At 69.4% G+C, this 26,442-nt stretch carries 26 protein-coding genes and 1 tRNA gene; 11 read left to right on the top strand and 16 right to left on the bottom strand.

Annotated elements, in window-relative coordinates; genetic code table 11:
* Positions 1-14 precede the first annotated feature (14 nt).
* The 3 genes from ACZ5LB_RS07675 to ACZ5LB_RS07665 all read right to left on the bottom strand — a co-directional run bounded on the left by ACZ5LB_RS07675 (position 15) and on the right by ACZ5LB_RS07665 (position 4,181).
* Positions 15-1,601, bottom strand: coding sequence for a capsule assembly Wzi family protein (locus ACZ5LB_RS07675; RefSeq protein ID WP_464605591.1), 1,587 nt, complete (start codon positions 1,599-1,601; stop codon positions 15-17).
* A 64-nt stretch (positions 1,602-1,665) separates the two neighbouring features.
* Entirely contained in the window at positions 1,666-2,802 is a 1,137-nt protein-coding gene (locus ACZ5LB_RS07670; RefSeq protein ID WP_464605590.1) for a glycosyltransferase family 9 protein, read from the bottom strand.
* Entirely contained in the window at positions 2,799-4,181 is a 1,383-nt protein-coding gene (locus ACZ5LB_RS07665; protein ID WP_464605589.1) for an IgA Peptidase M64, read from the bottom strand. The genes ACZ5LB_RS07670 and ACZ5LB_RS07665 overlap by 4 nt, the downstream gene beginning before the upstream one ends.
* 75 nt (positions 4,182-4,256) lie before the next feature.
* Here ACZ5LB_RS07665 and ACZ5LB_RS07660 point away from each other — a divergent pair, with 75 nt between their 5' ends.
* Both ACZ5LB_RS07660 and ACZ5LB_RS07655 read left to right on the top strand, forming a co-directional pair.
* Positions 4,257-4,553: a YhbY family RNA-binding protein gene (locus ACZ5LB_RS07660; protein ID WP_306601361.1), complete on the top strand. Its 297-nt coding sequence runs from the start codon at positions 4,257-4,259 to the stop codon at positions 4,551-4,553.
* A 12-nt stretch (positions 4,554-4,565) separates the two neighbouring features.
* Entirely contained in the window at positions 4,566-6,668 is a 2,103-nt protein-coding gene (locus ACZ5LB_RS07655) for a GAF domain-containing protein (RefSeq protein ID WP_464605588.1), read from the top strand.
* Here ACZ5LB_RS07655 and ACZ5LB_RS07650 read toward each other — a convergent pair.
* The 8 genes from ACZ5LB_RS07650 to ACZ5LB_RS07615 form a co-directional block, all read right to left on the bottom strand.
* Positions 6,665-7,219: a 5-formyltetrahydrofolate cyclo-ligase gene (locus ACZ5LB_RS07650; protein WP_464605587.1), complete on the bottom strand. Its 555-nt coding sequence runs from the start codon at positions 7,217-7,219 to the stop codon at positions 6,665-6,667. The genes ACZ5LB_RS07655 and ACZ5LB_RS07650 overlap by 4 nt on opposite strands.
* Complete coding sequence (mqnE, locus tag ACZ5LB_RS07645) at positions 7,212-8,330, bottom strand: aminofutalosine synthase MqnE (protein ID WP_464605586.1); 1,119 nt, start codon at positions 8,328-8,330, stop codon at positions 7,212-7,214. Before mqnE ends, ACZ5LB_RS07650 begins: the two co-directional genes overlap by 8 nt.
* A 532-nt stretch (positions 8,331-8,862) precedes the next feature.
* Positions 8,863-9,990, bottom strand: a complete 1,128-nt coding sequence (locus ACZ5LB_RS07640) for an ABC transporter permease (RefSeq protein ID WP_464605585.1) — start codon at positions 9,988-9,990, stop codon at positions 8,863-8,865.
* A gap of 3 nt (positions 9,991-9,993) precedes the next feature.
* On the bottom strand, positions 9,994-10,926 hold the full coding sequence (locus tag ACZ5LB_RS07635) for an ABC transporter ATP-binding protein (protein WP_464605584.1): 933 nt from the start codon (positions 10,924-10,926) through the stop codon (positions 9,994-9,996).
* A complete protein-coding gene (locus tag ACZ5LB_RS07630; protein WP_464605583.1) occupies positions 10,919-11,815 on the bottom strand; it encodes an ABC transporter ATP-binding protein in 897 nt (298 codons plus the stop codon). Before ACZ5LB_RS07630 ends, ACZ5LB_RS07635 begins: the two co-directional genes overlap by 8 nt.
* Positions 11,816-11,817: 2 nt before the next feature.
* A complete protein-coding gene (locus ACZ5LB_RS07625; RefSeq protein ID WP_464605582.1) occupies positions 11,818-12,771 on the bottom strand; it encodes an HlyD family secretion protein in 954 nt (317 codons plus the stop codon).
* A complete protein-coding gene (locus ACZ5LB_RS07620) occupies positions 12,768-13,436 on the bottom strand; it encodes a TetR/AcrR family transcriptional regulator (protein ID WP_464605581.1) in 669 nt (222 codons plus the stop codon). The genes ACZ5LB_RS07625 and ACZ5LB_RS07620 overlap by 4 nt, the downstream gene beginning before the upstream one ends.
* A gap of 141 nt (positions 13,437-13,577) precedes the next feature.
* Entirely contained in the window at positions 13,578-13,865 is a 288-nt protein-coding gene (locus ACZ5LB_RS07615; RefSeq protein ID WP_464605580.1) for a DNA-directed RNA polymerase subunit omega, read from the bottom strand.
* A gap of 78 nt (positions 13,866-13,943) precedes the next feature.
* Here ACZ5LB_RS07615 and coaBC point away from each other — a divergent pair, with 78 nt between their 5' ends.
* On the top strand, positions 13,944-15,140 hold the full coding sequence (gene coaBC, locus ACZ5LB_RS07610) for a bifunctional phosphopantothenoylcysteine decarboxylase/phosphopantothenate--cysteine ligase CoaBC (protein ID WP_464605579.1): 1,197 nt from the start codon (positions 13,944-13,946) through the stop codon (positions 15,138-15,140).
* Between the two features lie 63 nt (positions 15,141-15,203).
* On the opposite strand, the gene ACZ5LB_RS07605 is transcribed toward coaBC, so the two are convergent.
* Positions 15,204-15,635 (bottom strand): hypothetical protein, encoded by a 432-nt coding sequence (locus tag ACZ5LB_RS07605; protein ID WP_464605578.1) that lies wholly within the window; start codon positions 15,633-15,635, stop codon positions 15,204-15,206.
* A gap of 75 nt (positions 15,636-15,710) precedes the next feature.
* Here ACZ5LB_RS07605 and ACZ5LB_RS07600 point away from each other — a divergent pair, with 75 nt between their 5' ends.
* Together ACZ5LB_RS07600 and ACZ5LB_RS07595 are read left to right on the top strand one after the other, a co-directional pair.
* Complete coding sequence (locus ACZ5LB_RS07600) at positions 15,711-17,210, top strand: acetyl-CoA carboxylase biotin carboxylase subunit (RefSeq protein WP_464605577.1); 1,500 nt, start codon at positions 15,711-15,713, stop codon at positions 17,208-17,210.
* A gap of 9 nt (positions 17,211-17,219) precedes the next feature.
* The gene (locus ACZ5LB_RS07595; protein WP_464605576.1) at positions 17,220-17,780 is read left to right on the top strand and encodes an acyl-CoA carboxylase biotin carboxyl carrier protein subunit; all 561 of its coding nucleotides are present in this window, start codon (positions 17,220-17,222) and stop codon (positions 17,778-17,780) included.
* A 3-nt stretch (positions 17,781-17,783) separates the two neighbouring features.
* On the opposite strand, the gene ACZ5LB_RS07590 is transcribed toward ACZ5LB_RS07595, so the two are convergent.
* A complete protein-coding gene (locus tag ACZ5LB_RS07590; protein ID WP_464605575.1) occupies positions 17,784-18,923 on the bottom strand; it encodes a hypothetical protein in 1,140 nt (379 codons plus the stop codon).
* A 314-nt stretch (positions 18,924-19,237) separates the two neighbouring features.
* On the opposite strand from ACZ5LB_RS07590, the gene ACZ5LB_RS07585 reads away from it, so the two are divergent.
* On the top strand, positions 19,238-20,398 hold the full coding sequence (locus tag ACZ5LB_RS07585; protein ID WP_464605574.1) for an ATP-binding protein: 1,161 nt from the start codon (positions 19,238-19,240) through the stop codon (positions 20,396-20,398).
* Here ACZ5LB_RS07585 and ACZ5LB_RS07580 read toward each other — a convergent pair.
* A complete protein-coding gene (locus ACZ5LB_RS07580) occupies positions 20,395-20,859 on the bottom strand; it encodes an aminoacyl-tRNA deacylase (RefSeq protein WP_464605573.1) in 465 nt (154 codons plus the stop codon). The two genes, ACZ5LB_RS07585 and ACZ5LB_RS07580, sit on opposite strands and share 4 nt — an antisense overlap.
* Before the next feature lie 241 nt (positions 20,860-21,100).
* Here ACZ5LB_RS07580 and ACZ5LB_RS07575 point away from each other — a divergent pair, with 241 nt between their 5' ends.
* Positions 21,101-21,286, top strand: coding sequence for a hypothetical protein (locus ACZ5LB_RS07575; protein WP_464605572.1), 186 nt, complete (start codon positions 21,101-21,103; stop codon positions 21,284-21,286).
* Positions 21,287-21,533: 247 nt separating this feature from the next.
* Here ACZ5LB_RS07575 and ACZ5LB_RS07570 read toward each other — a convergent pair.
* Positions 21,534-21,608: transfer RNA gene (locus ACZ5LB_RS07570), tRNA-Gly, on the bottom strand.
* Between the two features lie 92 nt (positions 21,609-21,700).
* On the opposite strand from ACZ5LB_RS07570, the gene ACZ5LB_RS07565 reads away from it, so the two are divergent.
* Positions 21,701-22,423 carry an SHOCT domain-containing protein gene (locus ACZ5LB_RS07565; RefSeq protein ID WP_464605571.1) on the top strand — a complete coding sequence of 241 codons (723 nt, stop codon included), beginning with the start codon at positions 21,701-21,703 and terminating at the stop codon, positions 22,421-22,423.
* On the opposite strand, the gene lpxK is transcribed toward ACZ5LB_RS07565, so the two are convergent.
* The gene (gene lpxK, locus ACZ5LB_RS07560; RefSeq protein ID WP_464605570.1) at positions 22,410-23,432 is read right to left on the bottom strand and encodes a tetraacyldisaccharide 4'-kinase; all 1,023 of its coding nucleotides are present in this window, start codon (positions 23,430-23,432) and stop codon (positions 22,410-22,412) included. The two genes, ACZ5LB_RS07565 and lpxK, sit on opposite strands and share 14 nt — an antisense overlap.
* A gap of 90 nt (positions 23,433-23,522) precedes the next feature.
* Here lpxK and ACZ5LB_RS07555 point away from each other — a divergent pair, with 90 nt between their 5' ends.
* The 3 genes from ACZ5LB_RS07555 (at position 23,523) to ACZ5LB_RS07545 (ending at position 26,439) form a co-directional block, all read left to right on the top strand.
* Complete coding sequence (locus tag ACZ5LB_RS07555; RefSeq protein WP_464605569.1) at positions 23,523-24,248, top strand: cyclic nucleotide-binding domain-containing protein; 726 nt, start codon at positions 23,523-23,525, stop codon at positions 24,246-24,248.
* A complete protein-coding gene (locus ACZ5LB_RS07550) occupies positions 24,245-24,466 on the top strand; it encodes a hypothetical protein (protein ID WP_464605568.1) in 222 nt (73 codons plus the stop codon). Before ACZ5LB_RS07555 ends, ACZ5LB_RS07550 begins: the two co-directional genes overlap by 4 nt.
* 80 nt (positions 24,467-24,546) lie before the next feature.
* Positions 24,547-26,439: a pentapeptide repeat-containing protein gene (locus ACZ5LB_RS07545; RefSeq protein ID WP_464605567.1), complete on the top strand. Its 1,893-nt coding sequence runs from the start codon at positions 24,547-24,549 to the stop codon at positions 26,437-26,439.
* Positions 26,440-26,442: the final 3 nt, after the last annotated feature.

Below are 26,442 nucleotides of genomic sequence, written 5' to 3'. Positions count from 1 at the left end.
CCGGGAAGGGCGGGTTACCGGCTCCACCGGAACGCAAGCTCCGCGAAGTACCGGAACCCGTTCTGCCACGCCCCGGGCACCCAGTCCACGGCGGAGTGGCGCGCCCAGGAGGCGCCGGCGCGCAGGGTCGCGGAGCGGTCGATCTTCCAGACGATGTCCTGCTGGAGGCCGTGGAAGGCGTCGCTGGTGGGGGCGAGGCCGGGGTGGTCGGCGGCCCACAGTTCGGGATCGTCCCGGAAGGCGCGGACGCCGGCCAGGGCCCAGGTGGAGGTGGAAACCCGGGGGCCGAGGTCCAGTTCCAGCTTGGCCACCGTGGTCCGGGCCTCGCCCCCCAGGGCTTCGCCCAGGGGGTCGCCGTAGGTGTAGAACCCGGACGGATAGAGGCCGTTGACGAAGGAGCGGTACGAGATGCCGCTGTGGTTGGCGGTGGAGTGGCGCTCGAGGCCCAGGCGCACCCCGGGCCATTCCAGGAGGATGCCGATGGTGTCGTTGGGCGCGATGAGGTTGGGGGCCACGTAGCTGTCCTTGCGGTTCCAGAAGCGGCTGGGGCTGAGGTGGCGCAGGTCGCGGAAGTCGTGCTCAACTTCCTTGCCCAGGTAATGGAAGGGCTTCCGGGCCAGCAGCTTCCACTGCAGAAGGACGCCCTTGCTGCCGCGGCTCACGTAGGCCCAGGCCTTCTCGCTGGAGGTCAGGCGCGCCAGCCAATCCGCGCGGAACCGCATGCCCATGTCGAAGTTCGTGGAGCTCCGGGCGCGGTTCACGGGAATGACTTCCGGGTGGTTGGGGTCGCTGAAGTCCACGCCGCTCTCCGCGATGGCGTCCTTGGTGCCGGTGATGGCGGTGAGGTATTCGCCCAGGTTGTACCCCTGGGTCACGGATTGGCCGTTGAGGGTGCCGCCCCACAGGACGGTCCAGTTCAGGTAGAACTCCACCTTCCCGTTCAGCGACCGCGCCTGGGTGCGCCAGCCGGAGAAGAAGGGGCTCTGCGGGTCGCCGTTATCGGCCATGTCCCGGGCGATGGAACGGGGCATCTGCGAATTCTCGGGGATGGACCGGTCGTTCTCCAGGCGTCCCGTGAACCACTGGAAGCCCCATTCGCCCAGGGACCACTTCCCCAGGGAGAGGTGCCAGTAGGGCGTTTCCACCCGGAGCTTGGGGACGGGGCGCGCGGCCTCGCCCAGCAGGTAGCCGCCCATGAGTCCGTAGCCCCAAACCAGGGGCTCCTGCTCGAACCCGGCGGTCCAGCCCCCGTTCCGGTAGAGGGCGTGGCTGCGCATGACGGTGAAGTGGGACCGGCCCTGGCGGTCGGTGTTGGCCAGGCCCTGGATGGCGAAGCTCCAGCGGCCGAGGTTGGCTCCGGCCTCGGCGGAGACGCCCGACCCGATGTACCCGTTTCCCATGCCCAGGGAATCCACGAGGGGAGCCGGGGCGGCGTGCCGGTCCGCGGTCCACAGCCCCGCGCCGAACCAGGCCGCGTCGCCGGGAAGCCCCGACCCCAGCCCCTCCCGGCGGTTCCAGCCCTCGGGGGCCTGGGCCGCGAGGGCCAGGCCGGGCAGGGCGATCAGGAGGAGGCGCAGCGCGCCGGTGCGGGACGGTGTCATTCAAGTCTCCAAAGGATTCACGGGGATCCTGCTGCGGTAGGATGCCACCAGGAAATCATTGGTTTCAGGGAATATTCTGGGCGACCGATGCGGAGGAGGGGGCCACTTCCTCCCGCGCCGCCTCCCGGGCCAGGGCGTGCAGGATGTTGGCCGCGCGCAGCGGCGTGATGCGATGGGCGCCGCCCCCGCGGGGGTTCCCGGCGCGTTCGTCCTCGGCCAGGCCCATGGCGGGGCCCCGAACGGCCACCGAATAGGGACCCTGGGGCTGGATGAGATGCTCCAGGGACATGTTCATGAGGGTCACGGTGGGCCGCCCCGCCCCCGCGCTGCAGTGGGACAGGCCCGTGTCGACCCCCACGCAGCCGTAGGCGTGGTACTGGACCGCGCAGGCCTCTGGGATGGTGGTGCGGCCCGTGAGGTCCAGGGTCCCGGGGGCCTTCGCCGCGATTTCCGCGGCCAGGGGCATCTCGTCGGAGCTGCCCAGGAGGACGGTGGCGAAGCCCTGGTCCATGAGGATCCGGGACAGTTCCGGCCAGTTCTCCAGCTCCGGGAACCAGCGCTTCTCCTCGCCGCGGGTGCCGAAGGCCAGCACCACGTAGGGCCGGCCGTCCCAGCCCGCCTCCCGCAGCAGCGGCAGGGCGCCCCGGCCTCCCAGGAGTTCGGGCGTGATGGGCAGCCACCGGAGGTCGGAGCGTCCCGTGAGCTTTTCGAGCAGCGGCTGGTAGCGCTGCACGATGTGGATGGGCAGGTCCCGGTACTTGAAGGGGTGTGTGTAGAGCATGCTCAGGTTGTTGTCGGCGATGCCGCCCCGGATGGGCACCCGGGCCATCCACGCGGCCAGGATGAGCCGCACCGACTGGCTGAGGTTGATGACGGCCACGGGGCGGTCCTTGCGCCAGCGCCGGAGCAGCATCCAGGGGTCGGGCTTGCCGACGCCCCCGGTCTCGATGACGCTTTCGGCGATGACCGAAGGGGCCGCCTCGCTGAACACCGCCGCGCCGATGGCGTGGCCCACGGCCACCCACTTGAGGGTGACGCCCAGCTCCGCGGCGGCGGCGTTCCATTCCCGCTGCAGGCTGCCCAGGAAGGGCAGGGCGAAAATGACGTCCCCCAGCTGCCGGGGAAAGCGGATCCACACCTCGGGCAGGGCCTCCCCGCGCCGCAGGCTCTCCTTGAGGGCTTGGGTGCCGTTCGCCCTCATTTGGCGTACAGGGCGATGACCCGCTCGATGGCGCCCGCGCAGGCCGCGCAGAACGGCACGTCGTCGCGGGTGAACATGACGCAGTCCTCCTGGGCCCGGTAGTAGCCCGTGCCCTCGTAGTTGCAGCCCTCGAAGGCGCCCACCTTCCCGGAATGGGCATCGGTGCCCAGGAGCCGGGTCTCGAAAGCCTTCTGCTGGGCGAACAGGGCGTCCATCTCGGCTTCGGGGCGGTTGGCCGCGCGCAGGTCCCGGCGCCGGGCCTGGGTCGCGTGGCTGGCCTTCTCGAAGGCCTCCTTCTGCCAGGGGGTGGGCAGGGGCGTGCCGGCCTTGACGAGGGCCTTCCACTTCGGGGCCTTGGGATCGGCGGTGGCGTTGAGCTCCCAGGGCTCGGGCCGGTCCTTCGAACTCTCGTAGGCGACGTCGGAGGTGTAGTACTCGTCGGCGAGGCCCGCGAAGTGGTGCCCGAACTCGTGCACGAAGACGTAGGGGGCGTAGAGGTTCCCGGCCGCCACGGTGCTGAACTGCCCGAAGATGCCCGCGCCTCCGTAGGTCTCGCCGTTCACAAGGATCTCCAGGACATCGTAGGGGGCGAAGGACGCCACGTCCCGCAGGGCCCGGTTCTCGAAGGTCAGGATGTAGCGCTCGCTGCCGAAGGCGTCGTAGGCGGTGCCCAGGGGGCTGCGGCGGTGCACGCCGGTGGAAGGCCGGGACACGCCGGAGACTTCGGCGGCCGGGCACAGGGCCCACACGTTGAAGTCCTTGCGGTGTTCCCGGAAGGGCGACGTGGCGAACAGGGCCTCGGTGAGCTTCCGGGCCTGCTGCTCGAACCTGGGCTGCTCCTCCCGGGTGTAGCCGTCCCCCAGGATCAGGAGGTCCACCTTCGTGGCCGGATCCCCGGATTCCTGGATGGCGATGAGCTTGCCCGGCGAGGGCGGCGGGGCGGGATCGATGGTCGCGTCGGCGGGGTCCAGGGGGAACGACCAGATCTCCCGGAAGGCGTTGCGCGCATCCCGCTTCTTGACGCTGATCTGCACGGGGCCCGCGGGGCGGGGGAAACGCAGGGACTCGGAGAAGGTGCGGGCCATGGCCCGGGCCTCGCCCGTGGTCTCCCACTCCCCGTAGATGGAATTGAAGCCCCGGGAGAAGATGACCCGGTTGGTGGCCCGGTCCACCACCTCGAAGAAGTACTTGCCCAGGTTGGAGGTGTCCAGGGCCTTGGCGGGGTCTCCGGGCCAGGGCAGGGGCTCCAGGACGGTGCGGTCCGGGGTGAAGGTCTCCGTGGCGGCGGTGCCGGTGTGGTAGTAGTCCACCCGCAGGGTCCGGGGGGCCTGGGCCGCCAGGGCGGAAGCGAGGAACAGCGCAGAAAGGGTTCGTAGCATCACAAGCCTCATCGATACTCCTATACTAGAGCATTCCCGGAATCCCGCCGAACCCAGGCCCCTCTCGAGGTCACCATGCTCACCCCCCGACAACGCCAGCACCTCAAGGCCAAGGCCCACCCCCTCAAGGCGAACGTCCACATCGGCAAGGCCGGGCTCACCGACGCGCTGGCCCAGGAACTCGACGTCATGCTGGAAAGCCTCGAGCTCATGAAGCTCCGCCTCAACCAGAACACCCCCGAGGACGAGGCCAGCGCCGTGGAGGCCCTGACCGCCAAGGTGCCCGGACTCGAGGTGGTGCGCGTCCTGGGCCACACGGTGCTGGTCTTCCGGGCGAGCCGGAACAAGCCCACCGCCTATCCCCTGCCCTGAAGGGAGACCGGCGTGCCCTACCTGTCCTGGACCGATGGCGGCGTCGTGAGGCGCCATGAGGTTGACGATCCGGTGCAACTGGGGCGGGATCCCGTCCTGTGCCCGGTTTCGCTGCCCGGGGATGCCAGCGTCTCCCGGACCCACGCGCTCCTCGCGAAGGTGGGCGGCAGGTGGTGGATCCGGGACCTGGAGTCCCGCAACGGCACGCTCCTCAACGGACTCTCCGTTTCCACGCCCATCGGCAGCGCCCTGGAGGACGGGGACGAGATCGGCCTGGGGGACTGGTGCCTCACGTTCACGGAGGGCTTCCCGGGCCTGGACGGCGTCAACTTCATCGAGGGCGTGGGCGACCTGTTCGCCGAGGTCAAGCCCGAGGCCGGGCAGTCCATGGTGCTCCTGCGGGCCCTGGAGCTGCTGCACCGCTCCTCGGAGAGCCTCCTGGGGGAGGGCAGCTCGTACGTCATGTTCCGCAGCATCCTGGCCGAGGCCCTGAAGCTCATGGGCGCCGACCGGGGCTTCATCGTGATGGTGAACCCGGACGGCACCTGGCAGAGCCTGCACCGCATGGGCGACGTGGAGGACCGCCAGGGGCTGTCCCATTCCGTGGTGGCCTACGTCCTCTCCCACCGCACGGGCATTCTCAGCAATTCCCCGCTGATCGACCCCCGCTTCGGGGGCGAGAGCCTGCTGGAGCTCACCGCCGGGGCCGTCATGTGCGCGCCCATGGAGGTGGCCGGGGAGATCCAGGGCGTGCTCTACCTGGACCGCGCCCAGCAGGGGCGGCCCTTCTCCAGGTTCGACCTGGCCCTGCTCCAGGCCTTCGTGCGCCAGGGCGCCGTGGCCCTGCGCCACACGGAGCTCGTGCAGAAGGCCATGCGCCAGGCCGAGATCCAGGGCGAGTACCTGCGGCTCCGCACCCTCCACGAGCGCATCGTCAAGCGCATGGGGGAGCTGCTCGGGGCCATGGGATCGAGCCTGCGCTGGATCCAGAGCTACTCCGAAAGCGGCTACGGAGACCTGGCCGCGGTGCTCCGCCACCAGACCAGCCGCATCCAGCACCTGGTGGAGTCCGGCCTCCAGGAGACCCTCCTGGAGGTGCCGCGGGAGACCCCCGTGTCCACGAGCCTGCAGGCCCTCCAGGAGGTGCTCGAGCCCGTGTGGCGGGACCTCCTCACCATCCGGAACATCCCCCTGACCCTGGATACCGTTCCCCCCGGCACGGTGTGGGTGGCCGGGGACCTGGCCACCCAGGCCCTCATGGGCCTCGTGGAGCCCCTGCTCATGCGGGCTCCGGAGGGCGGCTCCGTGCAGGGCCGGTGGCTGGACCAGACCACGGACTGGACGTTGCGCCTGACCTTCTCCTCGGGCATGGCCATCCCCACGCCGGATCCCTGGACCCTGCGGACCCTCCAGGAATCGGGCATCCGCTGGCATTGGAACGACCAGTCCCTTTCCCTGGAGTTTCCCAAGGACATCGACCACACCCAGGAAAGCCGGGCCCTTCCCCAGCTGGGCCTGGTCACCGAGGAGATGGAACTGGTGGGCCTGTTCGAGAGCGTGGCCCAGGCCGAGGACCTGGGCCTCCACCTGCTGGAGGCCGAACCGCCCCGCACCCCCCTCCACCCGTTCAGGTACCTCGTCATCGACGCCAAGGGCACGCCGGACCCCGTGGCCGTGGTGGAAGCCTACCGGCGCAACGCCAGCTTCACCACCGTGCCCATCCTCGTGGTGCGGGCCGGGGACGACCAGTTCCCCCGGTTCCTGGCCGCGGGCACCACGGACTGCCTGCCGGAGGGCTTCCGGTGGGAGACCCTCCACCACCGCCTCCAGGTGCTGCGCGGCCACGACGAGCTCCAGCGCAAGGCGCGGGCCGCGGAGCGCCTGGATTCCCTGCGCCAGATGGCCGGGACCCTCAAGCACGAGATCAACAATCCCCTGGCCGTGATCTCCATGCAGGTGGAACTCCTGGCCCGCAAGTACCCCGACGAGCCCAAGCTCCAGAAGGTGATGGAGATGGTCGAACGGATCCGGGTGCTGGTGCAGGTCCTGCAGAAGATGCGCGAGGCCTCCACCGAGGACTACCCGGGCGGGGAGAGCATCTTCAAGCTGGGCTAGAAGACCAGAATCCCCTCTTCGTTGGCGAGGCCCTTGACGGGGACGTCCCGGGGCCCCACGGGCAGGGACTCGCACCTCTGGATGCCGAAGCCCGCGCCCAGGGTCAGGACGTCGGGGGCCAGTGCGGGCAGGACGGCGTCGTAGAAGCCCCGCCCGTAGCCCAGGCGGTGCCCGTCCGCGGCGAAGGCCAGTCCCGGCACCAGCACCAGCTGCACCGGCGGGGACGGATGGGGCGCGGCCAGCGGCTCCTGGAGGCCCCAGGCGCCCGGGCCCAGGGGGCGCGGTCCCCAGGCCAGGGTCGGCGGGTCCTTCTCGACGATGCGGGGGAAGAAGAACGTCCAGAAGGGGTGGGCGTCCATGAGGGGGCGCAGGTCGATCTCGGACCCCAGCGGCCAGAACGCCGCGATGGCGTGGATCCCCCGGCCCTGGCAGAAGGCGCCCAGGTGCCGGCACGCCTCCGCCGACCACAGGGCCCGCTCGAGGGGATCGACGGCGTCCCTCAGGGCCAGGTGATGCCGCCTCAGCGCGGCCTTGTCGCGGGGATCAGGCATAGACCTTGTAGAGATTGTCGCGTTCAAGCGGCTCGAAGCCGGCTTCGGTGATCAGGCGCTCCAGTTCGGACTTGGTGAGGGCCTGGGGCGTCTTGGCGCCGGCGAGGTGGGCGATGGTCTCCTCGATGATGGTGCCGTCCAGGTCGTCGGCGCCGTAGTTGAGGCCCACCTGGGCCAGACCTTCGGTGATCATGACCCAGTAGGCCTTGATGTGCGGGACGTTGTCCAGGAGGAGCCGGGCCACGGCCACCTCCCGCAGGTCGCGGTGCCCGGTGGTCTCGAAGATCTCGTAGGCCCTGCCCAGCTCGTTGTCTTCGATCTGGTAGGCCAAGGGGATGTAGGCCAGGAAGCCCCGGGTGCGGTCCTGCAGATCGCGCAGGCGCAGCAGGTGGTCCACCCGGTGCCGGGCCTCCTCGATGTGCCCGTAGAGCATGGTGCAGTTGGTGGGCAGGCCCATGCGGTGGCTCAGCTCGGCCACGCGCAGCCAGGTGCCGGCGTCCTTCTTGCCGATGCAGATCTTCTCCCGGATCTCCTCGTCGAAGATCTCCGCCCCGCCGCCCGGGCAGCTCTCCAGCCCCGCGGCCATGCAGCGGGCGATGAATTCCTCGATGGGAATCCCCGAGGCCCGGGCGTAGTAGTCCATTTCCACCATGGTGAAGACCTTCAGGTGCAGGTCCGGGAACCGGGCCTTGAGCCTGCGGAACAGATCCTCGAAGTACTCGATCTTGAGCTTGGGGTAGTGCCCGGCCACCATGTGGAGCTCCCGCACCCCGAGGTTCTCGGGCTTCTCCATCTCGGCCACGATGTCGTCCGCCGAAAGCACGTAGGCCCGGGGATCGCCCGGCCTGGCCTGGAACGCGCAGAACTGGCAGTGGGTGACGCAGATGTTCGTGTAGGAAAGGCGCCGGCTCACCACGTAGTAGGTCTTCCTGCCGTGGAGCTTCAGCCGCACATGGTGGGCCATGGCGCCGATGCCCGGGAGGTCGGGGCTTTCGTAGAGCAGCAGGCCGTCGTCGAAGCTAAGCCGGATGCCCCGTTCCACCTTCTCCGCGATGGGGAGGAGCCGGGGGTCCGTGATGTAGCTTTGCAATCCGAGGCTGAGGCTGTGCATGTAGTTCTCCGTCCACCAGTCTAGCGGGGCCCGCTGGGCCGCGGCTTATCGTAAAACCATTCATGACAATGAGCCGGAACCCCGGGAAGGCCGGGGCGTCGGATGGCCATGGCCAACGCGGGAATCGGCCTATATTGAGGCTGTGGGAGGGAGCGGCTGTTTTAAAGTTTCATTCATTCAGGATGGAGAAATCATTATGAAATTTGCATTCCTTCTCGCGGTCCGTTTGGCCCTCTTCGCCCTGGGCCTCCAGGCCTTCCTCCTGGTCTGGGCCTGACGTCACGCACGAACCCGTCACGCCTCGGAAACGGAGCAAAAAGACCAAACGCTGGGGCGCAGAGATCTCGCTGGGGCGCTGGGTGTTGAACTTCGAAATTCAACTTTTTTCTTTTCCCAGCGCCCCAGCGTTTCATCTTTTCGATGGCCTTCCCGATCCGCTCCGGACCTTCCGCAACGACCCTCTACCTTTGGAACCCACTTCCCCGCCAACGAGCCGTCAGCCAGGAGTTCAATCAGAGATTTTCATCTCCCCTCAGGCCGACGCCCGCTTCATCCCCCGCAATGCCACGCTCCACACCACCAGCCCGAAAAACGCCAACTTGATGAGCTGCGGCCAGAACGCCTCGATCCCCGCCCCGCGCAGCACGATGGCCCGGACGATGATGAGGTAGTGGGTGAGCGGGATCACCTGGGCGAGCCCCTGGAAGATGAGCGGCATGCCCTCGATGGGGAAGATGTAGCCGGAGAGGAACACCATGGGCAGGAAGGTGAGGATGGCCATCTGCGTGGACTGGGCCTGGGTGTCGGCGACGGTGGAGAGCGAGATGCCCACCCCCAGCATGGGGACGATGAAGAAGATCGACATGGCGTAGAGCAGGGGCACGCTGCCGGCGACGGGCACGCCGAACAGGACCTTGGCGGCGCCGAAGAGCACGGTCAGCTGCAGGTAGGCGATGCCCACCACCGGGATGATCTTGCCGAGGAACAGTTCGGAAGGGCGCACCGGCGTGACCATCACCTGGTCCAGGGTGCCGCGCTCCTTCTCCTTGACGATGCTGCCCGAGGCGTAGATGACGCAGGTCATGGCGAGGATCACGCCCACGAGCCCGGGGACGATGAAGTTGGGACTGCGCAGGTTCGGGTTGTACCAGGGGCGCACCCGCAGGTCGATGGGGGGGATGGGCTGGGTGGCCTGTCCGTAGCCCATGCGCTGGAAGAGCAGCGTGGTGCTGCGCATCTGGGAGACCCCCACGGCGGTGGCGATGGCGTTGCTGGCCGTGGTGGGATTGGAGGCGTCCACCACCACCATGGCCTGGGCCGTGGCGCCCGACCTCAGCTTTCGCGCGTAGTCGGGGGGGAACCACACGCCCACCTGGGCCCGGCCCATGTCGATCTCCCGGGTGAACGCGGCCTCGCTGTCCACGCGGCTCTTGAGGTCGAAGTACTGGGTGGCGACCAGCCCGTCCACGAAGTCGCGGCTCTCCTGGCTGCGGGACTCGTCATAGACCACGCAGGGGAGATGCTTGACGTCGGTGTTCACCGCGAACCCGAAGATGAGGATCTGGGCCAGGGGCATGATGAGCACGAATCCGATGGTCAGGCGGTCCCGGCGCAGCTGCAGGATCTCCTTCCAGACCAGGGCCTTGATGCGGTTCCACATGGTTCACCTCGGGGGGCGGCCCTGGTCCACCAGGTCCACGAAGACGTCTTCAAGGGAAGGGAGCTCGGGCTCACCCGGGGCGAAGGGCAGCCCCAGGGACGCCACGGACCGCAGGATGGCCCCCGGATCGCCGTCCTCGGCGTAGGCGAGGCGGACGCTCCGCCCCTGCAGGACCGCGGAGAGGACGCCCGGGATGGCCCGCGCGGCCTCCTGGAGGCGGCGGTACTCGGGGGTGCGCAGCGCCAGCACCCGGCGGCCCAGGCCGGCCTTGAGGCGGGAGGGGCTGCCGCTGGCCACGAGCTTGCCGCCCAGGATGAAGGCCAGGCGGTCGCACTGGTCGGCCTCGCCCAGGTTGTGGGTGGTCACCAGGATGGTCATGCCGTCGTCGATGAGGTCGGCCATGGCTTCCCAGAACAGGCGCCGGCGCAGCGGGTCCACCCCCGAGGTGGGCTCGTCCAGGAAGAGCACCTCGGGCTCGTGGAGGGTGGCGGCGGCCAACGACACCCGCTGGCGCTCGCCGGTGGAGAGGCCCGACACCAGCTGGTCCCGCAGGGCCCACACCTGCATCTCCCTGAGCCGGTGGGTGGTTTCCGCCTTGAGGCGTTCGCCGGAAAGGCCGTAGAGGCTCCCGAAGAAGGCCAGGTTCTCGGCCACGGTGAGATCGGTGAGCAGGCTGGACTTCTGGCTCATGTAGCCCATGCGCGCGCGCACCAGCTGGCCCTGGGTGAACAGGTCCCGGCCCAGGGCCCGGGCGCTGCCCGAGGTGGGCGCCAGGACGCCGCACAACATGCGGATGGTGGTGCTCTTCCCGGCGCCGTTGGGGCCCAGGAACCCGAAGGTCTCGCCCTTACGGATCTCGAAGGAGATCCCGTCCACGGCGGTGAAGTCGCCGAAGCGCCGGGTGAGGTTCTCCACTTGCAGGACGGCCTCACTCATGGAGGGCTCCCGACTGGGCGCTGAGCACGTGCAGGAAGTAGTCCTCCAGCGTGCTTGCGGATTCCCGGGCCGACGCCACGCCGGGCAGGGCCCCCAGCCTGGCCAGAAGCGGTTCCACGGGCTGGTCCGGGAAACGGGCCCGGAGCACGTCGCCTTCGGCGAAGAGATCCAGGGGCGCCAGGGCGGCCACCTGGGCCCTGGCGAGCCTGCGGTCCGCCATGGTCAGGGCCGCCACGACCCCGCCCAGCTCCTCCCGGAACCCGTCCAGGGTGCCCTCCGCGAGGATCCGGCCGCCGTCCATGAGCATCAGGCGCAGGGCGTACTCCGCCTCGTCCATGTAGGGGGTCGAGAAGAGGATGGCCACGCCCTCGTCGTGGATGGCGTGGAGCATGGTCCAGAATTCCCGCCGGCTCACGGGGTCCACGCCCGTGGTGGGCTCGTCCAGCAGCAGCAGCCGGGGCTCGGGCAGGAGCGCCGAGCACAGGGAGAGCTTCTGCTTCATGCCGCCGGAAAGGGCCCCGGCCATGCGGTCCCGGAAGCGGTCCAGTTCCACCGAGGCCAGGAGGGACGTGATGCGGGGGCCGGGGTCCCGCAGGCCGTAGAGCCGGGCCTGGAGAATGAGGTTCTCCTCCACCGTGAGGTCCGGGGCCAGGCTGAAGACCTGGGGCACGTAGCTCAGGGCGTGGCGGTCGGCGTGGAGCCGGATGCGCCCGCCGGCGGGTTTCTGGAGGCCCATGAGCATGCGGAAGGTGGTGGTCTTCCCGGCGCCGTCGGGGCCGATGAGGCCCACAAGGTCGCCTTCGTCCAGGGCCAGGTCCAGGCCCTGCACGGCGCGGGTGCCGTTGGGATACCGGCAGGCCAGGCCGGACGTCTCCAGGAGGCGGGCCATGGTCACTTGCCCCGGGGCTTGAGCTTGACGTCCACGGCCACCCCGGGGATGAGGCCCTTGTCCCAGCCGCGGGCCAGGTGCACCTGGGCGGGGTAGACGAGGTTGATGCGCTCCTCGGCGGTCTCCACCATCTTGGGGGTGTATTCGGGCACGCTGTTGACCTCGTCCAGGGCGGCGTCGAAGGTGCGTCCGTCGAGGGTCGCCACCTGCAGCGGCATGCCCTGGGCCACCTTGGGCTGGAGGGGCTGGGGAATGTAGAGCCGCACCCAGAGCTGGTCCAGACGCGCGATGGTGAGCACGGCCTGGGAGGCTCCCACCACGCTGCCCACCTCCCGCAGGCGGTGGATCACCACCGCGTCGAAGGGCGCGCGGATCTCCAGGAACGAGGCCTGGACGCGGCTCTGGTCCAGGACGGCCCGGGCCTTGCGGGCGTCGGCCTCGGCGCCGGCGCGGTCCTCCATGCGGAAGCCCGCGCGCAGCTCGTCCAGGGCCCTGCGCTGCAGGTGGAGGGCCGCCTCCGCCCGTTCCCGGTCGGCCACGGCCTTGTCCAGGTCCGCCCGGGATGCGATGGCGTCCCGGTGGAGGGCGGAGATGCGCTTGAGGGTGTCGTTGGCCAGCGCCAGGGCGGCCTGGGCGTCCCGTACCCGGGCCTCGCCCTGGGCGATGTCCTCGGGGCGGTTGCCGGCCTTGTAGAGGCGGTTGCGGGCCTCGGCGGACGCCAGCCCCGCGGCGTCACGGTCCACCGCGGACCCCAGCTCGGCCGCGGAGAGGCGCACCAGGAGGTCGCCGGCCTTCACGCGCTGGCCCTCCTTCACGTCGATGGAAAGGATCGTGCCCGGCACCCGCGGGCCCAGGTCCGACAGGTAGGCTTCGACCCGGCCGTTGAGCGTCACGGCGCCTTCGCGGTTGCACCCGAGGGCGAGCAGGGCCACCAGGGCCAGGGCGGTCTTCTTCATAGGGACTCCAGGAAGGGCAGGGGTTCCATGGGATGGGCGGCCACGCCCCTCCAGAACACGTCGAACCAGGTGCGCTCGGCCATGGCCACCGCCGCCGGCGGCTGGAGGCCCGCGAGCCGTTCCGCGAAGACCGGCACCAGGTCGAGGATCTCGGCCTCCATGCGGATGAGGAACAGGCCCACCAGGTAGGGGTTGAGGCCCGGGCGCAGCTCGCCCCGGCGCAGCCCGCGGCGGATGATGGCGATCACGGCGAACTGGGCGGGGCGCAGGCGCCGCGCCAGCTGCTCGGGGATGGTCTCGGCGCCCCGCACGATCTGGCCCCGCACCATCGCGCGGAATCCGGCGCTGTCGTGGAGGTGGCGATGGAAGCACCGCATGGCCGTCCAGAGCTTCTCCGCCGTGCTCCGGGGATCCAGAGGGTCGGCCAGGCGGCGCAGGTCCTTCACCAGGGGCGGGATGCGCTCTTCCAGGAGGGCCGTGAACATGGCCTCCTTGTTCTCGAAGTGGTAGTAGATGAGCGACGGGTCGCAGCCGGCCTCCCGGGCGATGGCCCGAAGGCTTGCGCCCTCCAGGCCCTCCCTGCCGAACACCTTCAGGGCGGCGTCCAGGAGGGTCCTGGGATCCATCTTCACGGCTTTGGGGCCACGGGGGCGGGGAGTGGGCAAGGGGCATCCTTATTCAACGCTTGTTGAATTATGGAGCCCGCCCGGGGAAACGCAAAGCTAATTTCATCGATCGTTGAAATAAGGCCGGTGAACGCGAAAAGGCCCCCGCGACGGGGGCCTTGCCGGAGTCCGGGCCGGAACCTACTCCACCGAGATGGGGATCTCCGTGGTGTAGTCCAGGGTGATCACTTCGGGTTCCTCGAAGGCGATGCGGCCTTCCTCCACTTCCTTGATGGCCACCTGGGCCCAGAAGGACGCGAGGCGGGGGGCCTCCTGGGGCTGGCCCAGCTTGTTCACGGGCACGGTCACCTCGACCTTGGGATAGGCGCCGCGCTGAAGCTGCTCGCAACGCTTGCCCGTGACCACGACGAACCGGTACTTGTTGGCGATCTCTTCAGGAATGTGGACTACGGTGCGCTGTACGGTCATGGACTTCCCTCGAAGAGGCCAAGTCTATCAAGGAAACTGGGAGAAATCCAGCGTTAGTATGGTAATGGAGGCTTGAAGATGAACATCCTGCTGGGCATCACGGGGGGGATCGCGGCGTACCGGGCCGCGGAACTGGCCCGCACCCTCACCAAGCGCGGCCACGTGGTCAGGTGCTGCCTGACCGACGCGGGGTCGCGGTTCATCACCCCCCTCACCCTGGCCTCCCTCACGGGCCAGCCCTGCTTCGGCGCCAACCCCGACTACCACGAGTGGCGGCCCAACCCCATCATCGAGCACATCGACCTGGCCCGCTGGGCGGACGTGGCGGCGGTGGTGCCCGCCACCGCCGACATCATCGGCAAGACCGCCAACGGTCTGGCCACGGACCTGCTGAGCACCCTGCTCCTGGCCACCACGGCCAAGGTGCTCTGGGCCCCGGCCATGAACAAGGCCATGTGGGCGCACCCGGCGGTGCAGGCCAACGTGGCCACCCTCAAGGGCTTCGGCCACACCATCGTGGAGCCGGTGGAAGGCCTCCTGGCCTGCGGGGAGGAGGGCGCGGGCAAGCTCGCCGACATCCTGGACATCGCCGACGCCGTGGAGGCCCTGGCCGGGCCCGCCCACCCCACCTTCCAGGGCCGGCGCATCCTCGTCACCGCCGGGCCCACCCGGGAGGACCTGGACCCGGTGCGCACCCTCACCAACCGCTCCACGGGGGAGATGGGCGTGGAACTGGCCCGGGCCCTGCGCAACCTCGGGGCCCGGGTGGATCTGGTGCTGGGTGGCGACCTGCCGGCGCCCTGGGGCATCGAGACCCGCCGGGTGCGCAGCGCCGAGCAGATGCTGGCGGCCTGCCGGGAGGTGTGGCCCCACGCCGACGGCCTCGTGGCCGCCGCGGCCGTGGCGGACCAGCGCCCCGCCGCCTGCGCCCCCGAGAAGGTGAAGAAGCAGGAGGGTCCCGAGACCCTCACCCTGGTGCGGACCCCCGACGTGCTGGCCACCCTCGCCGCGGAGAAGCGCAGCGGCCAGTGGCTCCTGGGCTTCGCCGCCGAAAGCGAGGCGCACGTTCCCAACGCCACGGTCAAGCTCCACAAGAAGCACCTGGACGGCGTGCTGGTGAACGACATCGGCGCGGGCAGGGCCTTCGGCCACCAGGCCAACACCCTGCTGCCGGTCACCGCCGCCGGGGAGGGCGAGCCCATCGGCCCGCTGCCCAAGGATCAGCTGGCCAAGGCCGTGGCGGCGTGGTGGGGGGACTGGCTGGCGTCCCGGTAGGACCGGCCGCCGCCGGGTCGCCCCGGCCGGGCCGAGGAATGCCTTGTCCCTGTCCGGATCCCGTCAGATCGCGGGATCCAGCCAGGCCACCGGTTCGCTGGGGGCGCCGACGACGTTGCCGACCCGCACCGCGGCGGCGGCGACCCAGCCCGAGGGCTTCCCGATCTGCCGCATGTCCAGCAGCACGACTTCCCCCGGACCGGGAAGATCCGGGCGGCTCCGCTCCAGCACCACTTCGCCCCGGGTGAGGACGTCCTGGCCGGTGGGACGGCCGGGCCCCAGGGGCAGCAGGAAGACGCGGACCTTCTCCACGCCCACCAGGTCGCCACCGCGCGCGTCCAGGCGCGGCAGGCGCACCTCCAGCATCCGGTGGGCGGTCCAGCGGATGACGCAGGGGCCGGGCGCCGCGCGGGTGCGGGGAATGGGGTCGCCCTTGCGGCCGCAGGCGGCCAGGGAGAGGACCAGGACGGTACAGATTATGGACCTTGGTGTCATGTTTGGTAGTCTGGGGGTTCGCACTATTCTATGATGCCCCAGTTCGAGTCCGGGGCCATCCGTGAGGAAGAGGCCATGCCCGTCACCAGATTGCTCATCGCGAACCGAGGCGAGATCGCCTGCCGGATCATGCGCACATGCCGGGAGATCGACATCCCCACCGTGGCCGTGTACTCGGATTCGGACCGGGGGGCCATGCACGTGCGCCTCGCCATCCTCTCCGTCCCCATCGGGCCCACCCCGGCCCGGGAAAGCTACATGCGCACCGACAAGCTCATCGAGGCCTGCCGGAAGACCGGGGCGGACGCCATCCACCCGGGCTACGGCTTCATCGCCGAGGACCCCGAGGCGGTGCGCCAGATCCAGGACGCGGGCATCACCTGGCTGGGTCCCAGCGCGGAAGTGTTGGAAAAGATGGACAACAAGATCATCGCCCGGGAAATCGCCCAGTCCGTGGGCTGCCCTGTGCTGCCCGGGATCCAGGAGACCATGGGCGACGAGGAACTCCTGGACGAGGCCCGGAAGATGGGCTACCCCATCATGGTCAAGCCCGTCCTGGGCCGTGACGGCAAGGGGATGCGCCTGGTCAAGACCGCCGGGGACCTGCGCCGGGCGCTGCCCCGGGTCAAGGGCGAGAGCATCTTCTCGTTCTGGGACGAGCGGGTGTACCTGGAGAAGGCCCTCATCCACCCCCGGCACATCGAGGTGCAGATCGCCGGCGACGCCCACGGGAACTACGTGCACCTGTGGGAACGGGAGGGTTCGGTGCAGCGGCGGTTCCAGCAGATCTGCGAGGAGGCCCCCTCCCCGGGCGTCTCCCCCGAGCTGCGCAGGACCCTGGGCGAACAGGCCGTGGCCATCGCCAGGGCCGTGGGCTACGTGGGCATCGGGACGGTGGAGTTCCTCCTGGACCAGGAGGGCAACTACTACTTCCTGGAGATGACCTGCCGCATCCAGGGCGGCCACGCGGTCACCGAATGGATCACGGGCCAGGACCTGGTGAAGTGGCAGATCGACATCGCCCAGGGGAAGAAGCTGCCCCTCACCCAGGACAAGATCCCCTTCTGGGGCCATGCCATCCAGTGCCGGATCAATGCCGAGGACGCCGACCGGGACTTCGCGCCCAGCTCGGGCCGGATCCAGTACCTGCGCTCGCCCCAGGGGCACAACCTGCGCAACGACAGCGGTGTCTACTTCGGCTGGGACATGTCCCCCTTCTACGCGCCGCTGCTGGCCAAGATCTCCACCTGGGGCCAGACGCGCCAGGAAGCCCTGCAGCGCATGCACTCGGCCCTCATGGAGATGCGCCTGGGCGGCGTGCGCAACAACGTGGCCTTCTTCAAGACGCTCCTGGAGAACAAGCAGTTCCTCAAGGGCGACCTCCATACGGGGATCCTCGCCCATCCCTGGTGGAAGCAGAAGGCCGTGGGGCCCAGCCTCAAGTTCGCCGTGGCCGCCGCGATGTTCGACGAGCTGGAGATGGAGGAGCGCCGGGCCCAGCAGCCCACCCCCCGGAACGAGTGCGTTCCCACCAGCCAGGCCTGGAAATCCCTGAACAAGTTCAATAGGCTCTGAGGTCATACCATGAAACGAACCCTCGTCGTCGCCGACCAGACCGTCGAGCTAGAGATCTACCGCCGCCGTGGCACCACCGTCATGACCTGGGACGGGGAGGAAGTGCCCCTGGACATCGTGAAGGTGGAGCGTTCCAGCTATTCCATCATCATGGAAGGCCGGAGCGTGGGCGTGAACATCGACCGCATCCGCAACCCCGACCCGGACCTCCACGGCTTCCGGGCCGCCACGTACGACGGGGCCTACGAGTTCACGCTCCAGGATCCGCGCAAGACCCTCCTGGCCGAGGCCATGGCCCGGAGCAAGCGCAGCGAAGCCAAGACGATCATCGCCCTCATGCCCGGCAAGGTGCTCAAGCTCCTCGTGCAGCCCGGGGACGTGGTGGAGGAGGGGCAGCCCCTGCTGATCCTCGAGGCCATGAAGATGCAGAACGAGTACACGGCGCCCACCGCGAGCCGCGTGTCCGCGGTGCACGTGGAGGAGGGCGTGAACCTCGAGATTCACGCCCCCATGATCTCCCTGCAGAACCTGGAACACCTCGAGGCGGCGGAAGCCGCCCCTAAGGCCTGACCGTCAGTCCGTGACCGCGAAGGCCACCTTCTCGTTGCGGAACCGCTCCTTGGCCAGCAGCTTGACCGTGGCCTGGGTGTGGTCGGGGTTGTACGCCAGCGTGTAGTGCTTGTCCTTCACCAGGGATCCGGGAACCACGTTGATCTTGCCGATCCGCTCCAGGCCCGCCTCGGCGGCGCTGATGGTGATGGTGTCCTGGGAGCGCAGGTCGGCCGTCTTCGTGAAGGCCTCGTCGTTCCAGTTGGAGCCGGCGCGGTCCTTGGAGAACACGGGCACCACGATGATGCCTTCATCCTCCAGCACCTTGCGCTTGCCCACCAGGTAGTGGACGGAATTGAGGAGCGCCTGCTGGGCCTGGCTGGCGGCGGTGAGCACCGTGAGGTCCTTGGTCATCTTCTCCTTCTCGGCGCGGAGGCCCTCCACGTCGGCGGTGAGCTTCTGCTGCTGGGCCGTCAGGTCCACGATGTTGGCCTGGAGCTCCCGGCTGCGCTGCTGGGCCTGGTCCCGCTCACCCTCGATCGCCGCCTTGCGCTCGGCCATCAGCTGCGTGGGGCTCCTGTCCGCCTTGCCCTGGGCCACCCAGGACCCGTAGACGCCGTTGCTGTAGAAGTGGTAGACGTGGAAGCCCGGCGCCAGCTGGTCCACGGTCAGGACCTTGGCCACCAGTGTCTTGGCCTTCTCCTCGGGTACGCCCCGCTTCCTCAGGTACCGCACGGCCATGTCGAAGTGGGTGTCGTCGGCCTTGGCGACTTCAGGGCGGGGCAGGACGGCCCGCAGCTGTCCGATCTTCTGGTTGAGGCCCTTGATCTCCTTGTCCTTGTCCAGCACCTCCTGGAGCAGGGCCTGGTAGGAGCTGTTCTTCTCCACCTTGATGCGGGCCTCCAGGGCCGTCTTCTGGTCGGGGGTCAGCTCCAGGGTGTCCGGGTTGGGCGCCACGTTGTTGACGCCCGCCTGGGCGAGCTTTCGCTTTTCCTCGGCGCTGGCGGTGCCGGCCTTCTGGCTGAGGTCCTCCAGCTCGGCGGCCTTCTGGGAGAGGTCCTTCACCTGCTTCTCGCCTTCGGTGCGGCCGCAGGCGGGGGCCACCAGCATGGTGGCCACCGCCGCCGCGGCCAGGAGGAAATTCGTAAGGGTTGTCCGTGTCATGGCTTTCTCCAGATTCGTGAAGCCGGGAATGGATGTTCGCCCCGGCTCCGGGGTTGGATGAAGGGACCTCCTAGGAAGGTCGGCACGATGCCTGCCCGCCTCGGGGTGCGCCGAGGGGGCCTGGGACAAACCTCCCCCGCCATGGGGCAGGTCTACGGTTCGGCTATTGGATGACCCGGAGGTGACCTTGTTCCAAGGTGGGGGCGGGTTTTTCGAAAGGTGACCATCTAAGTCTTATTACGTATGGGAATAGATGGGTAAACGCCTATTTTTCAAGGGAGGCCGCCGGTGTCCGGCGCCCGGGCGGAGGGAGCATGGTGAAGGAAGAACCGGGCGTGGCCGGGGCCGGGTTGCCGGCCATGCAGGCGGTCCTGGACGCCATGCCGTCGAACATCGCGGTGCTGGATGCCGGCGGCCGGATCCTCCTGGTGAACCGGAGCTGGAAGGAGTTCGCTCTGGCAAACGGCGGGACGAGCGAGGACGTGGGGGCGGACTACCTGGCTTCGGTGCCCCTGGAGGAGGGAGAACTCCGGAAGGGACTCCTGGATGTCCTCGCGGGCGGGAGTGCCCGCTCCTTCGACTACACCTGCGACGCCCCGGACAGGCGGCGCTGGTTCCGCATGACGGCGACGCCCCTTGATGGTCCGGCAGCATTTCTGGTCAACCACGTGGACATCACGCATACGAGGGAAGCGGCGGAGGAAGCCCGGGACGTCACGGCGCTGCGCCGGGCCCAGGAGGCCGAGGCCAGGGCGCGCAAGGCCGACAGCCTCGTGCTGATGGCCGGGAGCATCGCCCACGACTTCAACAACCTGTTCGCGGGCCTTTCGGCGGGCCTGGAGATCATCGCCATGCAGGCGCGGAGCCCCGAGGACGTCCTCCAGGGCGTCGCCACCACCAAGGCCGTGCTCACCCGCGCCGTGGCCCTCTCCTGGAAGATGAACGACTTCTCCGGCCAGGGCATCGTGAGGATGGCCCGGGTGGAGCTGGGGGACCTGCTCCGGCGCTGGGCTCCGGCCTCCGGCGCCCGGCACGGCGGCCGCACCCCGTTGCTGGAGTTGGAGATGGCGGCCCCGGTGAAGGCGGACGCCGCGCGGCTGGAGGCGGCCCTGGACGCCATCGTGGCCAACGCCTGGGAGGCCATGGACGACGCCGGCGTGGCCGGAGGCCGGGTGCGGGTCAGGCTGTTCATGGACCGCGGGGAGGACGGCCCGGCCGGCGGCGAAGGCCTGTGGGCCGCGGAGCGCCCCGGGGGCGCCTGGACGGTGTGCCTGGAAATCGCCAATGAAGGGCCGTGGCCGGGTCCCGAGATCCTCAGCCGCATGTTCGATCCCTTCTTCACCACGCACTTCGTGGGCCGGGGCCTGGGTCTCGCGTCCGTCCTGGGGGTGCTCCAGTCCCACGCCGCGGGCATCCACGTCCTCCCCGCGCCGGGGGGTGGCCTGGCGTTCCGGATCCACTTCCTGGCGCACTAAGGCGCTGAGAGGGCCAGGGTCCTGGGGTGCACGAGACGGTCGAAGTCCCGGTAGCGCATGCGGACCAGTTCCGTGTGGGAACCGGCGTTGAAGGCGATCTCCTCGTTGGACGCCAGGCGCGGGTCCACGAAGACGTCCATGCAGTAGAGGTTGCCGAAAGGCGGCATGGCCCCCAGCTCGCATTCGGGGAAGTCGCCCCGGAATTCCGGCTCCCTGGCCAGGTCCAGGTTCACCGCCCCGGTGCCCCGGCGCAGCAGGTCCAGGTCCACGTGGCGGGTGGCGGGAAGCACCGCCATGGCCAGGTGGTCGTCCACCTTGACCACCACGGTCTTGGCGACCTCCTTGCCCTTGACGTGGGCGGACTCCGCCACGTCCATGGCCGTGTAGGCCTTGGCGTGGGTGATGGAAAGGTAGTTGACCTCGTGGTCATCGAGGAAGTGCTTGAGTTTGGCGACAGGCATGGGTCCCTCCTTTGCCGTCGGCAGGTTGGACCCGAAGCATCGGGCATCGGTGGGCCTTCGCAAGGTGGATTCCGGGCTAATTTAATGAGCTATTTCTAAAAATTTCCGTTCATCCCCCGTTTTCGACCGTTCAGGGGAAGATGGCCGGTTCCGGCCGCTCCGGCGTTATGTTCCTTCATAGCGTCCCGGCGGGCATGCCCGGCCGGGCGCGGAACCTTCCTCCTCCCTGGACCGTGCGCTGATGCAACAGACCACCAAGCCGAGAATTCCCGTCGTCCTGAGCGAAATGGAACTCCATTGGCTCATCACGTGGCATGACTTGAACATCCACGAACCGTCCCCGACGAGCGCGAGCGCCGGCAGGGACTGGAGCCTGGACCGGAGGGAGGACCTGCTGAGCGCCTGGGACCGGACGCCGGAACGGTGAACCGTCCTACCGGCGCGCATCGGACGATTCGATCCCGCCCACCCCCTCCATCGCAAAGGCCCCTTTCGGGGCCTTTGTGCTGGAGCGGGCGATCGGGATCCCCTGCGGGCCGCGTCCGCTGCTGCGCCCGGCCCTGATCCTCCGGACAGCCCCCCGGGCTGTCCTCCGGGGGCCTACCGGCGCGCATCGGACGATTCGATCCCGCCCGCCCCCTCCATCGCAAAGGCCCCTTTCGGGGCCTTTGTGCTGGAGCGGGCGATCGGGATCGAACCGACGACGTTCAGCTTGGGAAGCTGACATTCTGCCACTGAATTACGCCCGCGATAACGTGCACGGTCAACGTATCACGGGGAGGGGAGGGGGTCAACCTGGGTGCTATCCTGGCGGATGCATGACCCACGTTCTGGAGGTTTCATGAAGGTTTATGCAGGGGTGTCGATGGTCCTGTGCGGGTTGGCGGCCTTCGCGGCCGCTCCCCACCGCACCAACTGGGAAATGAAGGAGTTCACCTGGGTCAAGCTGGTGCCGGCGGAGGCCGGGGCGGCGCCTTCGCAGCATCCGGCGCAGCTGGATGGGGAAGTGCTGCGGCGGGGGCTGAAGGCGATCCGGTTCGGGGAGGAGGCGCTGTTCGAGGGCCGGGAGGTGGACCAGCTCGTGAAGCCCCTGCTGGAGGCCTTTGCGGTGGCCGATCCGGGCGAGGATCTGGTGCTCCTGAGCACGGGGCGGCGCGGCGGCGGGTTCCTGAATCCGTCCTTCGGCGTGACGGCGCGGCTCTTCGTGCAGGGGGGCAAGGTGCAGGTGATCGTGCGGGACACGCGCCTGGGTTTCGTGGACCGCTACCGCGTGCGAGGCGAGAAGCCCGAGTTCGTCTACGGCTCCCGCGCGCAGGCGGGCTCCGCGGCCCTCAAGGGCGAAGGCCTGGCCTCCCGGCGCGGGGACTGGGTGGAGTTCCCCGCGGTGCCCGCCGCGGCGCCGGCGGCGGTGCTGCCGGGGTTCCAGGGCGCCCCCGAACCCAGGGCCGTCCCGGCCGAGGGCCCCGAGGCGCGGCTGCGGGCCCTGAAGCGCCTGCGGGAGGAGAACCTCATCACCGAGGATGAGTACCAGGCCAAACGCCAGGAGATCCTCAAGAACCTCTGAGCTGCTCCAGGACCCAGGCCTCGAGGGCTTCGGCGCCCGTCACCCGCTGTTCGGCGACCCAGATGGGCATCGTGGAGGCCCGCCCTGGGTCCAGCTTCACGGCGTCCTTCTCCGTGCACACCAGGCCCTCCGCGCCCGCGGCCCGGGCCTCGGCCTCCAGGGACGCCAGCCGCGGGCCCAGGGCCTGGTGGTCCGGGAAGGCGCGGCTACCGGTCCAGGGGGCGCCGGCCACCAGGAGATCGGCGAAGAACGCTTCGGGGTTTCCCAGGGCGCAGAAGGCGAAAAGCGGTCCGGGCCCGCCCAGGGGCAGGGGGATGCGGGCGCCGTCCTCCAGGCGCCGCAGGGCGGTGATGGCGAAATCCACCCAGAACACCGGGCCTCCGGAACCGTAGCGGCCCCACCAGGCCAGGATGGCGTCCCGGTCGGCGCGGCCGCCCCGGGTGACCACCAGGGCCGAGGCCCGGGCCGCGGACGTGGCGGGCTCCCGCAGGTCGCCCAGGGGCAGCATGCGCCCGTTGCCCCAGCGGCGCACCCCGTCCAGCAGGAGCAGGTCCAGGTCCCGGTGAAGGCCCCGGTGCTGGAATCCGTCATCCATGATCAGCAGGTCGGGCCGGGGCGCCAGGGCCAGGGCGCGCAGGGCGGCGTGATGGCGGCGCCGCCCCACCACCACCCGGCCGGGTCCCAGCCGCTGGGCCATCATGAGGGGCTCGTCCCCGGTCTGGGCGGGGTTGGAACCGGGCGCCACCTCCATGGGGTCCAGGTCCCGCCTTCCGCCATAGCCCCGGGAGACCACCGCGGGGAAAAAGCCTTGGGCTTCCAGGAATTCTGCCAGGTGGAGCGTGACGGGCGTCTTGCCGGTGCCGCCGGTGGACAGGTTGCCGACGGACACCACCGGCACGTCCACCCGGGCCGCCCGTTCCGGGTGCCGGTCGAAGGCGCGGTTCCGCAGGCGCACCACCTCGCGGTACAGGGGGGCCAGGGGCGCAAGGATCCAACGGAGGGGCCGCATCCTTCCAGCATAAAGGGAAAAATCACCTGCCAGTGAAGTTCCCTACGGAAGCGAAGGCAGGTTATCTTTAGATCCATCCCTCGGTTACCCATGTCCGATTCGAACTTCATAGGCCAGAGCAAGCTCACCTTCAAGGAAGGGGAGGTCGTGTACCGCAAGGGCGACCTGGCCCAGGTGATGTACGTGATCCTGTCGGGGAAGATCCGCATGTACGTGGGCTCCGAGCCCCAGGGCGACTGGTCCGAGGAACTGGCCAAGGGCGACTTCTTCGGCGAAGGCAGCCTCCTGGAGCCCATCCCCCGGCACCACACGGTCGTGGCCCTGGAGGACACCGAGGTGGTGACCATCTCCCGGGGCACCTTCCTGCGCATGATCCGCCAGAACCCCGAAGTGTCCGTGAAGATGATGCAGCGCCTGGCCCAGCGCAACCGCGAACTGGCGGGACGCGCGGACCCGGATCCGCAGCGGGGCGTCAAGGCCAAGGCCCAGCCCGTCTCCGTGAGCCTCGTGTCCGTCATCTCGGGGCGCAAGTTCAACATCCTCTCCCACGGCGCACTCGTGGGCCGCTTCGATCCCAACACCGGCATCCACCCCGACATCGACCTCACCGAGGAGGACCCGCAGCTCAGCGTCTCCCGGCGCCACGCGCGGATTCTTTGCGAGCACAACCGGTACTTCCTGGTGGAGGAGCACGGCGTGGCCAACGGCACCTACATCAAGGGCGAGCGCCTCCCCCCCGGGGACGCCCGGGAGCTGAAGGCCGGGGACCGCGTGGGCTTCGGCATGGTGGTGCTGTTCTTCGAGAAGCCCTCATGATCAGCGTCGAGGTGTGGCGCGACGAGCACGGCGTCACGTGGGAGCTGGTGCAGCTTGGCCTGGACGAGACCGGCGGCGGCTGCATCATCCGGGAAGGCTTCAACAGCCTGGACCGCGCCGACGGCGACATGCGGGAGGGCGTGGAGGTCATCGCGCGCTTCGGGGATGTGGAGGACGCGCGGGCCTTCCTGGAGGAGGAGGGCTTCGAGCGCGCCTGAAGGGGAACCGGAACGGCCACACGGACACTTGAGGAGGGAATGCCCCGGAACCGGGCATTGACTTCCACAAGGATTTTCCGATGCAACCGACCCTTCCTTTGGCCCTGGGCCTGCTCCTCGGTGCCCTGCCCCTGGCGGCCCAGGACCCCGTCTACACGCTTCCGCCCGGCCTCGCGCCGGGCGACGTGGGGCCCCTGGGCACCGGGAAGACGCACTTCCCCATGCGGGTCGACGGACGCGTGGCAGGGCCCGGGGCCCGCCTGGAGAACGCCAACCTGAGGGGGGCCGACTTCGCTGGCTGCGACCTCACCGGGGCCCGCCTGGACGGAGCGGACTGCACGGGCGCCAGCTTCCACAATGCGACCCTGGCCGGCGCCAGCCTGAAGGGCACCCGCCTGTTCCAGGCCGACATCTCGGGCGCGACGGGGCTGGACCTCGCCGGGGCCCAGCTGCATCCCTTCTTCGAGCCCGCGGGCGGGCCGGAGAAGACCGGAGCGTTGCGCTTCTACCACACCGGCGGAGAGGAGGCGCCCCGGTATCTCGTGGCCTCTCCCTGGGGCGAGGTGTTCTGGCAGGAAGGATCGGCCCTGCGGCACCTCTCACCCACGGGCGTTCAGTACGGGCTCCGGATCCTGGGGGAGAACCAGGGGGTGAAAGGGATCGCCAAGGACTCCCTGGATCGCCTCTGGGTGTTCGGGGACCGGCGGCACGCGTGGTTCCTCCTAGCCGACCTGAGTCCCGGGCCCAGGTCCGCCAGGGGTCTCTGCCACACCCTTGTCGCGGAGCCGGACCTGGCGCCCGTCGCCATCACCGCCGGGACGTGCGGGGACGTGATGGTCTCCATACCCGGCGGGGCGCTCCACTACCACGCCTACGACGGCAAATTCAGGGTGGACGCCCTGGGAACGCTTCCCGGCAGCGGCCCCGCGGGGGTGGCCACGATGAATGCCGCCGGAACCGGCGTCTTCCTCGCGGGGCCGGAGCGGACGGATATCCGGTTCGTGAAGGTGGGCGGCAGGGGCGGCACCGCCATCGACCTGCCCGCGGGCTGCCGTGTCAACCGTCTCGTGCGCGGAGCGGGAAACTCGGTGTGGTTCACCCTGACGGGGTCCCAGGAGGGGATCGGCTGTTTCGACGAGGACACCCGGGCCGTGACCTTCACGATGCTTGCCCCCGGGGGCGGCCCCCGCGTGCCCTGGGACCTGGCCCTGGACGAGGACGGAGCCGTCTGGTTCACGCAGCGGGGAAGGTCCTGCCTGGGCTGCCTGAAGCCCGGGGGCAAGCCGGTCGAATTCCCGCTTCCCGAAGGCTTCCGCGCCTCGGAACTGGTCCGGGGTCCGGGTGGCCGGATGTTCTTCACGGTGGAAGGCGAGCGCCTCATCGGGTCTGTCCTGGCGGTGCCGGCCCCAAGGGAGGAGAAGAAGTCCACCTCGGGCGGCGGCTGGGACGTGGCGGTCTACGCGCCGCCCCGGGTGGAGCGGCGCAAGCCCCTCACGGACGCCGAGCGCCGCGAGCGCCACGGCGCCCGGGTGCTGGCGGCGGAAGAGCGCTACCGGGCGTGGACCGAGTCTGTCCCCGCGCCCCTGGAGGAGGTGAAGTCCGCCCTCATCCCGGCCGAGCCCCAGGACCGGCTCGCGGCCCTGGACGTGTACCTCTCCAGGGGCGCCCTGCGGAGCATCCTGGCCAAGCACGGATTCGGATCGTGCCCGGACAAGAGCCAGTTCGCGCCGGAATACGGCACGCCCGCGGCCCTGGCGGCGCTGATCGCCGAGGGCATGGAGAACGCCGGCGTCATCGGCCGGGTGCGGGTCACCGACGCCGAAGGCCACTTCCTCACGTTCTGCGAAAAAGCGAACGTGGGCACCCGCTTCGGAAGCGAGGTGCCCACGGGGCGCTTCGTGGTGAGGACGGTGCGGTACTTCAACGGGGAGCACTACGAGCACGACGTGATCGGCGCCTACCCCACGCGGTAGACA

The sequence above is a fragment of the Mesoterricola sp. MK458 genome, from assembly GCF_055384935.1.
This window is presented reverse-complemented; position numbering and strand designations above follow the sequence as displayed.